General features: G+C 61.9%; 12 protein-coding genes. 4 read left to right on the top strand and 8 right to left on the bottom strand.

The genetic code is table 11. The annotated features are described in order from the left end of the window. Positions 1 to 110: 110 nt before the first annotated feature. The 8 genes from recD2 to pyrE form a co-directional block, all read right to left on the bottom strand. A complete protein-coding gene (gene recD2, locus ACQRD3_RS01025) occupies positions 111 to 2324 on the bottom strand; it encodes an SF1B family DNA helicase RecD2 (protein ID WP_427779262.1) in 2214 nt (737 codons plus the stop codon). 70 nt (positions 2325 to 2394) lie between these two features. Beyond that, a complete protein-coding gene (locus ACQRD3_RS01020; protein WP_080907160.1) occupies positions 2395 to 2742 on the bottom strand; it encodes a hypothetical protein in 348 nt (115 codons plus the stop codon). Positions 2743 to 2793: 51 nt separating this feature from the next. Further along, positions 2794 to 3279, bottom strand: coding sequence for a COG2426 family protein (locus ACQRD3_RS01015; RefSeq protein WP_427779261.1), 486 nt, complete (start codon positions 3277 to 3279; stop codon positions 2794 to 2796). Between the two features lie 77 nt (positions 3280 to 3356). Further along, positions 3357 to 6194, bottom strand: coding sequence for an excinuclease ABC subunit UvrA (gene uvrA / locus ACQRD3_RS01010; protein WP_427779259.1), 2838 nt, complete (start codon positions 6192 to 6194; stop codon positions 3357 to 3359). 66 nt (positions 6195 to 6260) lie between these two features. Next, on the bottom strand, positions 6261 to 7274 hold the full coding sequence (locus ACQRD3_RS01005) for an aldo/keto reductase (RefSeq protein ID WP_080907158.1): 1014 nt from the start codon (positions 7272 to 7274) through the stop codon (positions 6261 to 6263). Positions 7275 to 7470: 196 nt separating this feature from the next. Further along, positions 7471 to 9438, bottom strand: coding sequence for an excinuclease ABC subunit UvrB (uvrB, locus tag ACQRD3_RS01000; RefSeq protein WP_080907157.1), 1968 nt, complete (start codon positions 9436 to 9438; stop codon positions 7471 to 7473). A 74-nt stretch (positions 9439 to 9512) separates the two neighbouring features. Then, complete coding sequence (locus ACQRD3_RS00995) at positions 9513 to 10190, bottom strand: JAB domain-containing protein (RefSeq protein ID WP_080907156.1); 678 nt, start codon at positions 10188 to 10190, stop codon at positions 9513 to 9515. A gap of 26 nt (positions 10191 to 10216) precedes the next feature. Continuing rightward, positions 10217 to 10888, bottom strand: coding sequence for an orotate phosphoribosyltransferase (gene pyrE, locus ACQRD3_RS00990; protein ID WP_427779255.1), 672 nt, complete (start codon positions 10886 to 10888; stop codon positions 10217 to 10219). A gap of 220 nt (positions 10889 to 11108) precedes the next feature. On the opposite strand from pyrE, the gene ACQRD3_RS00985 reads away from it, so the two are divergent. The 4 genes from ACQRD3_RS00985 to ACQRD3_RS00970 are packed head-to-tail and all read left to right on the top strand — an operon-like array spanning position 11109 to position 12826. After that, positions 11109 to 11369 carry a helix-turn-helix domain-containing protein gene (locus ACQRD3_RS00985; protein WP_427779254.1) on the top strand — a complete coding sequence of 87 codons (261 nt, stop codon included), beginning with the start codon at positions 11109 to 11111 and terminating at the stop codon, positions 11367 to 11369. 1 nt (position 11370) lies between these two features. Beyond that, entirely contained in the window at positions 11371 to 11586 is a 216-nt protein-coding gene (locus ACQRD3_RS00980) for a hypothetical protein (RefSeq protein WP_427779253.1), read from the top strand. After that, entirely contained in the window at positions 11583 to 12440 is an 858-nt protein-coding gene (locus ACQRD3_RS00975) for a DNA-3-methyladenine glycosylase family protein (protein WP_427779251.1), read from the top strand. Before ACQRD3_RS00980 ends, ACQRD3_RS00975 begins: the two co-directional genes overlap by 4 nt. Beyond that, complete coding sequence (locus ACQRD3_RS00970) at positions 12437 to 12826, top strand: hypothetical protein (RefSeq protein ID WP_427779249.1); 390 nt, start codon at positions 12437 to 12439, stop codon at positions 12824 to 12826. The genes ACQRD3_RS00975 and ACQRD3_RS00970 overlap by 4 nt, the downstream gene beginning before the upstream one ends. Positions 12827 to 12830 lie beyond the last annotated feature (4 nt).

The following is a 12830-nucleotide window of genomic DNA, read 5'->3' as shown; positions in this document are numbered from 1 at the left end:
CTCGAGAGGCGATTCTTTTCTAAAAAGGAATCGTCGCTCGAACCACGCGCCTGAATGCCTGCAATCACGTTGCAGCCAAACGGATCCCGCCCCTCGAAACGCCGGACCCCTTACTCTCCTCCGGCCAGTCGGGCCCGCAGCCCGGAATACCGCTTAGACTGACGGCTGTTGGCGGTCATGCGGGCCACCACCCCCTCGTCCCCCACGATGACCAGCAGCTCCCGTGCCCGGGTGATGGCGGTGTAAAGCACTCCCCGGGTCAGGAGGCGGGGGGCCGTGTCCAGCGCGGTGAGGATCACCGCCCGGTATTCGCTCCCCTGGCTTTTGTGGACGGTGACGGCGTAAGCCGGTTCCAGTTCTCCCAGCATGTCGGGGGAATAGTCCACCAGATGGCCGTCAAAGTCCACCGTCACCACCTCCCGGCGGTTATCCACCTCCAGGATGCGGCCGATGTCCCCATTGAAGATGCCCATGCCCATCTCCAGCCCGTCGGGCGTTTTCCACATGATGTCGTAGTTGTTTTTCACCTGCATTACCCGGTCGCCCTGGCGGAAGATATAAGGGCCGAATCTCCGCTCTCCCTTCTCCTCCGAGGGGGGATTCACCGCGGCCTGGATAGCCCGGTTGAGGCTGGCGGTGCCCCCGGCATACTTCCGGGTGGGAGAGAGCACCTGGATCTGCTGGGGCTGGATCCCCATGTTCTCCGGCAGGCGCTGGCGCACCAGCTCCACGATGGTCTCCTCGGCAGCGGCGGGGTCGGGTCGGCGGAGGAAAAAAAAGTCCTGCCGGCTGTCGTTTTTCAGGCTGGGAGGCGTGCCCTCGTTGACCTGGTGAGCAGTGCGGATGATGGCGCTCTCGGCGGCCTGCCGAAAGACCTCGGTGAGCCGTACCGTGGGCACCCGCCCGCTGCGGATGAGGTCGGCCAGCAGATTTCCCGCCCCCACCGAAGGGAGCTGATCCGGATCCCCCACCAGCACCAGACGGCAGTCCTCCCGAAGTGCCGAGAGCAGGGCGGACATCAGCGTGATGTCCACCATGGAGGTCTCATCCACGATAACGGCGTCCGCCTTCAGAGGGTCGTTTTCATTGTGGGCAAAGACCAGCCGGCCCGTGCGGGCGTCGAAGCGGGTCTCCAGCAGGCGGTGTATGGTGACTCCCTCGGCCGAGCAGAGCTCCCCCAGCCGCTTGGCCGCCCGGCCTGTGGGCGCGGCCAGGGCGGTGTCCAGCCCCAAGGCCTCAAACAGAGCCAGCACGCCCCGAAGCGAGGTCGTCTTTCCGGTGCCCGGGCCGCCGGTGAGGAGCATCACCTGCCGCCGGGCGGCCAGTTCCACCGCCCGGCGCTGCTGGGGAGCATAGGTGATCCCCTGGGCCGTCTGGATCCGCCGGATCAGCTGGTCCAAATTCTCCGGCGGGCAGAGTTCCCCCCCGCTCATAGCGGCGATCCGGTCGGCCACCGCACACTCGGCCTCGTGGAGCTGAGCGAGATAACAGGCGTCCTCCCCCGCCACTTCCTCCTCCACCACCGTCCCCTGCTGAAGCAGGGCGTCCAGTGCCGAGGCCAGAGTCTCCGGTTCCTCCACGCCCCCCACCAGGGCGGCGGTGGCGGCGAGAAGCTTCCCCCGGGGCAGGAAGGTGTGCCCGTTGTCCAGATTGTGCCGGAGCGTAAAGGAGAGCCCCGCCTCCAGCCGCTGGGGATCCTCCCGGTCGAAGCCCAGCTCCAGCGCCAGGGCGTCGGCCTGCCCGAAGGGGATGGACAGCTCCCCCTCGGTGAGCAGATAGGGGTTGGCCCGAACGGCCTCCAGCGCCCGGTCTCCAAACCGGCGGTAGAGGGGCATCCCCAGCTGGGGGGGCAGGCCGTGGCCCGTGAGGAAGTCCAGCAGGCGGCGCATCCCCATCTGAAGGCGGAAAGCCTCTCCCATAGCCAGGGCCCGTTTCCGGGTGATCCCCTTGATGGCGGTGAGCTTTTCCGGCTGGTTTTCCAGCACCTCCAGCGCGTCGGAGCCAAACTCCTCCACCATTCGCCGGGCAGTGGCCATTCCAATGCCCCGCACCGCGCCGGAAGCCAGGTAGTCAAAGATCGCCTTCTCCCCCGTGGGCATTCCCCGCCGGGCCACCTCAGCCTTGAACTGCTCCCCGTAGGAGGCATGGCGGGCCCATGTCCCCTCCGCCGAGAGGGCCTCCCCCGGAGCCACACCGGGCATGCACCCCACCACAGTCACCAGATCCTCCCCCACATCCAGCTTCAGAACGGTGTAGCCGTTTTCCTCATTTTGATAGATGACGGTCTCCACCGTGCCCTCGATCCGGTTTTGGTTCTCTTCCACAGTCTCTCACCTCTTTCCCGGCGCATCTCCGCCCGGGCGTATCCATAGCATGAAAAAAAGCGGACATTTCTCAATGCCCGCCTTCCCGCAATCCCCGTATGTAGTCCGGCAGATCGGACACCGGGCAGAGGGCGACTCCCGGCTCCCGCAGCGTCAGAGCCGCTGCCACCGCCTTCCCCGCGGCGTTGAGGCCGCAGTCGGCGATCACCACCGTCCCCCGCATCAGCCCGCCGCCCCGCAGCCAGAGCAGTCCGGTCACCGCCTGCTCCAGGTCTCCGCCGTCCCCCTCGCCGGGGACCACGGCGCAGACTCTGCCGCCCCCCACCGGGGTCAGGATCTTTCCAAAGAGCAGCCAGCCCAGGCTGAGAAGGCCTACCACCGCCAGCAGCGCCAGCACGATCTCCGTAATTGCCCGCATCTTCACTCACCTCGGGCCATTCTACGCAGATACAGCGGGTTTGGTTCCCGCTCAGATCATGGCGGTGACCCCATAGGTGATACAGAAAACGATGATCCCGGCAATGCACACGCCCGCCACAATGGACGGCAGCGCCTTCCGCAGCGGCATGTCCAGAAAGGCCGCCGCCAGGGCTCCGGTCCAGCCGCCGGTCCCGGGCAGCGGGATCGCCACAAAAATCATCAGCCCCAGATATTTGTACTTGCTCACTTTCCGGCCCTTCAGATGAGCCTTGCGCTCCAGAGAATCCACCAGGCCGTCCAGCTTGGGGATCCGCCGGCGCATCCACTGGAAGATCCGGCGGATATACACCACAATGAATGGCAGAGGGATGATGTTCCCCAGGATGCTGGCCAGCAGAGCCGCCCATTGCGGCAGGCCCAGGGCCACCCCGAAGGGGAGCCCGCCGCGCAGCTCCACAACAGGGACCATGGACACCAGCATGGTGAACACAAATTCCCCCCAGGGCGTCCCGTTGAGCCATTGCAGTAAATCCAAACCGTCCATCCTCCTGTGGTTATGATAGAGTTATTGTACCATACCGCGCTGGTTTTGGGGATGAAGATTTTATGAAGTCAGCCCCCGGCGCATTCCAGAATCCGTTTCAGATACCGGCCCGTGTAGCTTGCCTCGCACCGGGCCACCTCCTCCGGCGTGCCGGTGCAGACGACGGTGCCGCCGCCGTCGCCCCCTTCGGGGCCCAGGTCAATAAGGTAGTCCGCCGTCTTGACCACATCCAGATTGTGCTCGATCACCACCACGGTATTCCCCAGGTCCACCAGCTTCTGAAGAACCTCCAGAAGTTTGTGGACATCGTAGCTGTGCAGTCCGGTGGTAGGCTCGTCCAGGATATAGATGGTGCGGCCGGTGGAGCGCTTGGCCAGCTCGGTGGCCAGCTTCACCCGCTGGGCCTCGCCGCCCGAGAGCTCGGTGGAAGGCTGGCCCAGCTTCACATAGGAGAGCCCCACCTCACTGAGCGTGAGGAGACGGTTATAAATCTTGGGCAGATTTTCAAAGAAGGGCAGGGCCTCATCCACCGTCATCTCCAGCACTTCGTAAATGTTCTTCCCCTTGTAGCGCACCTCCAGAGTTTCCCGGTTGTAGCGCTTGCCCTTGCACACCTCACAGGGGACATAGATGTCGGGAAGGAAGTGCATCTCGATCTTGATGAGGCCGTCGCCCGAGCAGGCCTCGCACCGGCCGCCCCGGGTGTTGAAGGAAAACCGGCCCGGCCCGTAGCCCCTTGCCCTGGCGTCTGGGGTGGAGGCGAAGAGCTCCCGGATGTCGTTGAAGAGTCCCGTGTAGGTGGCCGGGTTGGAGCGCGGGGTGCGGCCGATGGGAGACTGGTCAATGTCGATGACCTTGTCCAGGTACTCCTCTCCCTCGATGGCCTGGTGCTTACCCGGGCGGGTCTTGGCCCGGTTGAGGTCGGCGGCCAGCTTTTTATAGAGCACCTCATTGACCAGCGAAGATTTGCCCGAGCCGGACACACCCGTGACACAGGTAAAGGTGCCCAGGGGAATGGACACATCCACATCCTTCAGGTTGTTCTCCGCCGCGCCGCGCACAGTGAGGAACTGGCCGTTCCCCTTCCGCCGTTCGCTCGGAACCGGGATTTTTCGGACCCCCGAGAGATAGGCGCCGGTGATGGAGTTTGGATTCTCCATGATCTCCTCCGCCGTGCCCTGGGCCACGATGCGGCCCCCGTGGACGCCGGCCCCCGGGCCCACGTCCACGATATGGTCGGCGGCGCGCATGGTGTCCTCGTCGTGCTCCACGACCAGCAGGGTATTGCCCAGGTCCCGCAGGTGCTTGAGGGTCGCCAGCAGCTTGTCGTTGTCCCGCTGGTGCAGCCCGATGGATGGCTCGTCCAGGATATAGAGCACCCCCATCAGGGAAGAGCCGATCTGTGTGGCCAGGCGGATCCGCTGGCTCTCGCCTCCGGAGAGGGTCCCGGCGGAACGGGACAGGGTGAGGTACTCCAGTCCCACCGACTGCAAAAAGCCCAGGCGGGACTTGATCTCCTTGACGATCTGGGCGGCGATGAGCATCTTCTGTGGAGACAGCTCCAGCCGCTCCATAAAGTCCAGAGCGGCATTCACCGACAGGCGGCAGTAGGCGTCGATGTCCAGCCCGCCCACCGTCACCGCCAGCGACTCCCGCCGCAGCCGCTTGCCGCGGCAGTCGGGGCAGGGCTTCTCCGACATGCACTCCTCCAGCTCCCGGCGGACGGAGTCCGACTGGGTCTCCCGGTAGCGGCGCTCCAGGTTGTTGCAGATGCCCTCGAAGGCCTGCATCAGCGTGCCCTGGCCGTTGGCCCGGTCGTAGGTGAGCTTGAGCTTCTCCCCCTTGGTGCCGTAAAGGATCACGTCCAGCACCTCGTCGGACAAATCCCTCACGGGGGTGGTGAGCTTGAATTTGTAGCGCTTGGCCAGCGCCTCGAAGTACATCCGGGAGATGGAGTCCCCCTTGATGTTGTTCCAGCCCGAGGCCGTGATGGCCCCGTCCAAAATGGAGAGGTCCCGGTTTGGGATGATGAGCTCGGGGTCCACCTTGAGCTGAACCCCGAGCCCGGTGCAGGTGGGGCAGGCCCCGAAGGGATTGTTGAAGGAGAACATCCGGGGAGTGAGCTCCTCGATGGAAATGCCGCAGTCCTCACAGGCGTAGTTCTGGGAAAAGAGGATATCCCGGTCCTCCCCCGCCACGTTTACCACCACCAGGCCCCCGGCCAGCCCGGAGGCGATCTCCACCGAGTCGGTGAGCCGCTGGGTGATGTCCGCACGGATGACCAGGCGGTCTACCACGATCTCAATATTGTGCTTCTTGTTTTTGTCCAGCTTGATCTCCTCGGAGAGATCATAGAGGGAGCCGTCCGCCCGCACCCGGACATAGCCGGACTTTCGGGCGTCCTCGAAGATCTTCAGATGCTCGCCCTTCTTTCCCCGGATCACCGGGGCCAGGATCTGGATCCGGGTGGCCTCGGGCAGGCGCATGACCTGATCGATGATCTGATCGATGGTCTGCTGCCGGATCTCCTTGCCGCAGACGGGGCAGTGGGGCGTGCCCACCCGGGCCCACAGAAGGCGCAGATAGTCGTAGATCTCCGTGACGGTACCCACGGTGGAACGGGGGTTTTTGGAGGTCGTCTTCTGGTCGATGGAGATGGCCGGAGAGAGGCCGTCGATGGAATCCACGTCCGGCTTCTCCATCTGACCCAAAAACATCCGGGCGTAGGAGGACAGGGACTCCACATACCGGCGCTGACCCTCGGCGTAGATGGTATCGAAGGCCAGGGAGGACTTGCCCGAACCGGACACGCCGGTGAGCACCACCAGCCGGTCCCGGGGGATGGACACGTCCACGTTTTTCAGATTGTTGGCCCGGGCTCCTTTGACGGTAATGTGGTCTTGCATCGGTTTGAATCTCCTTTTTTCATTTGCAAAAGCGATTTGGGATGCGCCAAAGCGGGTCCAGCCTCATTATACCCCAAATTCTCCGGCAACGTCCTTGAGCATCTCCCGAATGGGCAGCTCATAGGGGCAGCGCTTCTCACACTCGCCGCACCCGATGCACTCCCCGGCGTGGTGGGCCATGCCGCTGTAACGGGCCCGGGCCCAGTCGGCCAGATCGTACTTCCGAAGGTAGTTCACCATGAGGAAGTTGGAGGGGATGTCAATGCCCACGGTACAGGGGGCGCAGTAGCCGCACCGGCGGCAGAAATGGTTGCCCAGCTCCCGACGGATGGTCTCGCAGGTTTTGAGCTCCTCCTCGGTCAGGGGCGTGAGCTCCTCGGCCGCAGAGGCGTTGCGCTCCACCTCCTCCACCGAACCCATGCCCGGGATGGAGATGTCGATGGCCCCCGAGGCCTCAATGAAGCGGAGGGCCAGCTTACCGTCGTCCAGATTGCCCCCGGCCATGGGCTTCATGGCAATGGTGGCAATGCCCCTGGCCCGGGCCTCCTTGAGTACGGCGTCTCCCTGGGTCTCCACGATGTTGTAGGGGAACATGACGGTCTCAATGCGCTCCCCCTGCTCCTCTATCATTTTCTTCAAGGCGTCCAGGCTGTGAGCAGTGACCCCGATGTGGCGGATCCTGCCCGCGGCCTTGGCCTCTGCCAGCGCCTCGTAGGCCCCGCCGGGGCCAAAGGCTTTGTCGTAATCCTTCAAAGCCAGATTGTGGAGCTGATAGACGTCGATGTAATCGGTGCGGAGATTCTTCAGGCTGATCTCCACGTCCTTCTTCATGCCCTCATAGTCCCGGGACATAGACTTAGTGGCCAGGATAAACTTCTCCCGGCGGCCCTCCAGCGCCGCGCCCAGGTACTCCTCCGAAACGGTGTAGCCCCGGGCGGTGTCGATATAGTTCATGCCGTACTTCTCCAGGGCGTCCACCACCGCAACGGTGTTGGCCGCGTCGCTGCGCTGGATGGGGATCCCGCCGAAGGAGATCACGGCACACTTGAGACCGGTCTTTCCCAACTCTTTGTATTTCATATGTCGTTCCCTCTCTTTCTGTCAATCCGTTCTACGCCCGAAAGGCTTCCGCTGAATGGGGACCCCGGAACCTTTCATTCGTTTGGGGGAAATCAATTCCCTCAAACGGAACTCTCCGCCGCCTTTGGCGGCTGCGAGATTCACGGCGCGAACCGCGCCGCCCCACCTGCGGCGGGGCCCGGAAAATGAAAGAAGCTCACCTCCCCCTCAGCTCGATGATCCGGTCCCGCAGCACCGCGGCGTACTCGAACTCCAGCCGCTTGCTCGCTTCTTTCATTTCCTTTTCCAGCTTCTCGATGGCTGCGTCCAGCTCCTTGCGGGTCATCTTGCGCTTGTCCCGAAGCGTACGGTCGGCCGCCTCCTCTGCCTCGGAGAGGTTCACCACATCCCGCACCGACTTGATGATGGTCCGGGGCGTGATCCCGTGGGCCCGGTTGAACTCATCCTGCTTGGCCCTGCGGCGCTCGGTCTCTCCGATGGCCGCCATCATGGAGGGAGTCATCTTGTCCGCATACATGATGACCAGGCCGTCGGCATTCCGGGCCGCCCGGCCGATGGTCTGAATGAGGGAGGTCTCACTGCGCAGGAAACCCTCCTTGTCTGCGTCCAGAATGGCCACCAGGGACACCTCGGGCAGGTCCAGGCCCTCCCGGAGGAGGTTGATGCCTACCAACACGTCGTAGGTACCCAGCCGCAGGTCCCGGATGATCTCCTGCCGCTCGATGGTGTCGATATCGTGGTGCATGTACTGCACCTTGATCCCCACGTTTTTCAGGTAGGCGGTGAGGTCCTCCGCCATCTTCTTGGTGAGCGTGGTCACCAGAACCCGCTCGCCCCGCTGGGTGCGGGCATTGATCTCCCCGATGAGGTCATCGATCTGCCCCTCCACCGGGCGCACGTCGATCCTGGGATCCAGCAGTCCGGTGGGCCGGATGACCTGCTCCACGATCTGTCCCGAGCGGCTCTTCTCGTACTCCCCGGGGGTGGCGGAGACATACACCACCTGATTGACCCGCTCTTCGAATTCCTCGAACTTCAGGGGGCGGTTGTCGAAGGCACAGGGCAGGCGAAAACCGTAGTCCACCAAGGTGGTCTTTCGGGCCTTGTCCCCGTTGTACATGGCCCGCACCTGGGGCAGGGTGACGTGGCTCTCGTCGATAAACAGCAGAAAATCCTTGGGAAAATAGTCCAGCAGCGTCATGGGAGCGGAACCCTCGGGCCGCCCGGCGATCACCCGGGAGTAATTCTCGATGCCGGAGCAGTGCCCCAGTTCCTGGAGCATCTCAATGTCGTACATGGTGCGCTGCTTGATGCGCTGGGCCTCCACCAGGAGATTGTTCTGTTCAAAGAAGGCCACCCGCTCCTCCAGCTCCCTGTAAATCTCCTGGATGGCTCCGGCCATCTTCTCCCGGGGCGTGATATAGTGGCTGGCAGGGTAGATGGGAATGTGCTCCAGCCGGCGGATAGGCGCTCCGGTGACCACGTTGATCTCACTGAGGCGGTCGATCTCGTCCCCAAAAAACTCCACCCGTATGGCGGTATCCTTCCAGTAGGCCGGAAAGACCTCTATGGTGTCTCCCCGGACCCGGAACATGTTCCGCTCAAAGGCGATGTCGTTGCGCTCGTACCGGTCCTCGATGAGCCGGCGCATGAACTCCTCCCGCCCAAGGGTCTGCCCCACCCGGAGGGTGATCATCATATGGGCGTAGTCGTCCGGCTCGCCCAGGCCGTAGATGCAGGACACCGAGGAAACCACGATCACATCCCTGCGCTCGATGAGGGAGGCGGTGGCGGAGAGCCGCAGCCGGTCGATCTCATCGTTGATCGCGGAATCTTTTTCGATAAAGGTGTCCGTATGAGGGATATAGGCCTCGGGCTGGTAGTAGTCGTAGTAGGATACAAAATACTCCACAGCGTTGTTGGGAAAGAACTCCTTGAACTCCGCGCAAAGCTGGGCGGCCAACGTCTTGTTGTGGGCCAGCACCAGTGTGGGCCGCTGGACCTTCTCAATGACCTTGGCCATGGTAAAGGTCTTACCGGAACCGGTGACGCCCAGCAGAGTCTGCTCATCCAATCCGTTTTCCACGCCCGCCGCCAGCGCCTCGATGGCCTGAGGCTGGTCTCCCGATGGTTCAAAGGGACTGACGACTTTGAATTCCGGCATAGGCACACCTCCGCAGATGATTTTTCACCATTGTATCAAAACATTTGTTCGATTGCAAGAGAAAAATCCATTTTTCACCCAGAAAAACGGAAGCCGCTCTCCCGGAGGGAGACCATGTCGTCGTCCACCACGATCAAGTGGTCGGCCAGAGTCACCCCCACTGTGCCGAGTACTTTTGCCAAATAGCAAGTGGTGGCGCGATCCTCCTCAGAGGGCAGGGCCAGCCCCGAGACGTGGTTGTGGGCCAGGATGACCTGCGTGGCGTTCAGAGAGAGCGCAGCCTCCACCACTCCCCGGGTGGTGACCTCGGCGGCGTTGACGTTGCCCTCGGCGATGAGCCGAACCCCCAGATTCTTCCCCTTGCCGTCCATGCACAGCAGGTAGACCCGTTCGGCCCGGGCGCCGAAGAAATAGGGCCGCAGGATCCGGTACGCCCCGGCAGAGCCGGTGACCACCTCGTCCGCCCGCGCCCGGGCCGTCAGGTAACGCCCGGAGGTCTCCTTCACGGCCTTGAGCAGGGTCACGGCGTGACCTCCCACCCCAGGCACCTTTTGCAGCTCCTCGGGCAGTGCGTCCAGCACCCCCGCCAGAGAGCCGAAGCGTTCCATGAGGGCGTGGGCAAGGGGGTTGGTGTCCCCCCGGGGATTGGCGTAGAAGAGAAGCAGCTCCAGCAGCTTGTGGTCGGGAAAGGAGTCGGGGCGGGCCAGGAATTCCTCCTTCATCCGTCCCCGGTGTCCGTCGTGTATGGACATGGTGCGCTCCCCCTCCCGCTTTTTCCTTATTTCCCGCCGTACTGGTTCAAATAGGCTTCCATCCGCTCCTTCATGGCATCGTCAATGTAAACTCTGCCGTCGATCTCCCGGTTGTAGAGGAGGTCGATGACCTGGCGGACCGTGACGATGGGAAACACCCGGATCCCATACTGTTCCCGAAGCTCATTGATGGTCGTCTTTTCCCCGGTGCCGCGCTCCATCCGGTCCACGGAGACAATGAGCGCGGTGAGATCCACGTCGGCCACATGCCGGAAGAGCTCAATGGTCTCCCGCACGGCGGTGCCCGCGGTGACCACGTCCTCCACAATGGCCACCCGGTCCCCGGCCTGGGGCTTATAGCCCACCATCACACCGCCCTCGCCGTGGTCCTTGGCCTCCTTGCGGTTGAAGCAGTACGGCAGATCCCGGTCAAAGTTCCGGTACAGGCTGGACGCGGCAGCCACCGCCAGCGGGATCCCCTTGTAGGCCGGTCCAAAGAGGCAGTCCACTCCATCGGGCAGATTTTGCTGAATGCAGGCCGCATAGTAGTCGCCCAGCTTGGCAGCCTGCGCGCCGGTCTTGTAGTTGCCGGTGTTGATAAAGTAAGGAGTCTTGCGCCCGGATTTGGTGGTGAAGTCTCCGAAGGTGAGTACGCCGGAGCGCACCATAAAGGTGATGAATTCCTCCTGATAGGTCATATCGTCCGCCTCCTTAAAAAATAAAAGAAATGTCGAAATATTATACCACTCCTGCCACAGTCCAGACAAGGGTAAATTGCTGTGAGAAAATCGGCTGCGGCTTGTAATATTAAGTGCGAAAGGACACGAAACACCCGAACACGGGTGAATCGGTTCTTCCGCACTTCTTTTTTTATATCACAGTACGCCACGAGAAGCAATAGAAACGGGGTGAAAAATGGTGCGGCAGTACAGATATATAAACTTTCAGGACCGCAAGCGGATTTCCGCACGATACCTGAACAACGACCGGGTGGCCGACATTGCGGCAGACCTTGGCGTTACTCCGGCGGCGGTGTACCGGGAGTTGAAGCGCGGCGAAACGGGAGAACTCGACCGCAACCAGCGGAGAGCATACAACCCCGTTCTTGCCCAGCAGAGACTTCAAGAGAGTTTCAAGCGGCGCGGGAAGCCCGCGGCAGACATTCAAGGAGGGTTATAAAGTGAACGCGTTTGAACAGATCACCAAAAGCCCGGAAGTACTGGGCGAATTCTTGCGGGGCCTGCCTGTCATTGAAGCGCCGTGGGACCGGGAGTTTCAAGAACGGTTTTGCGCCGATTGCCTTTATCTGAATTGCGACGGTTGCCCGCATGAGGAATACCGAAACAATCCGCTTTGGTGGCTGACCCTTGAAGCGGAAGAGAGGGCGGCAGAATGAGCGCGGCGGTTCTCCGGGTTTCCCATTTCGATTTAGACAAAATCGCCGCCAGCGGTCAATGCTTCCGATGGGAAAAACTCTATACCCGGAAATACAGAATCCCGGCGGGCGACGCTTGCGCCTACGTCACACAGATGGGCGACACCCTGACCGTTGACGATCAGAACGTTTTGACCTCTTCCGTGGAGTTTTGGGCGAACTACTTTGCCGTATATGACGACTACGCCGGAATGTGGCGGGAGATTAACCGATACGCGGCGGAGGATGGCCCGGAAGCCTATTTGACCCGCGCCGCCCGCGCTTCCGACGGGGTTGTGATTCTGAACCAGCCTATATGGGAAACGATAGTTTCTTTCATGGTATCGCAGAACAACAATATTCCCCGCATTCGGCGAAACATTCAGGCGATTTGCGCGGAGTGCGGCACGCTTCATACATCGATATACGACTATTGGTACGGATTCCCAACCCCGGACGCGCTGGCCTGCGCTGACCTCTCAAACGCCGGGCTGGGCTACCGCGAACCGTACATAAAGGACCTTGCCGCGGCGGTTGCCGCCGGGCGGTTCGACCTGAACTTTCTTCAAACGGCGGACTATGAAACCGCCCGCGCATACCTGAAAAGCGTTCGAGGTATCGGCGACAAGGTGGCGAATTGTATTTGCCTTTTTGCCTTGGGTCACAAAGCCGCATTCCCGGTTGACACGTGGATTCGGCGCGCGGTTGATCGTGAATTCGGCGGAGAATTCCCCGCCGCCCGGTACGCCGGGTATGCGGGCCTGATTCAACAATTCATGTTCTATTACGAAAAGAACGGCGACGTTCCGGCAGTTAGAAAGGCGGAATCGACATGACGAAGAAAAAGCAATACCCCGGCGGCGTGAAGCTGACCTTGAAAAAGGCCCGTGCGGTTGCGATTCAGGAATTCGGGACCGCAAAGGGACTGGCGAAAGAAGAACCCGCCCCGTTCGGTTATTTCACAATGGAAATCGGGAATCTGTACGTCAGAATTCACCCGGACACCTACGGCGAAACGGGGTGCATTGTGGTTTCTGCTGAAATGGCCCACGGAACCGGGCAAAGCCTGAAATTCCTTGACCCCGAAACCCTGCAAGACAATTTCGACGTGCTGGAGAAGCGCCGCCGGGAGGACGACCGCGAAGCCCTGAACGATTGGGTCAACAGCAACGGCCCGGAATTCTGCCACAAGCAGATTGACCGCGCGTGGGAAAGAGGGTGACGGC

The organism is Candidatus Pseudoscillospira sp. SGI.172 (assembly GCF_050313575.1).
Lineage (GTDB): Bacteria > Bacillota > Clostridia > Oscillospirales > Oscillospiraceae > Vermiculatibacterium.
Note: the sequence above shows the minus strand (reverse complement) of the source record. Positions and strands in the feature narration are given on the sequence as shown.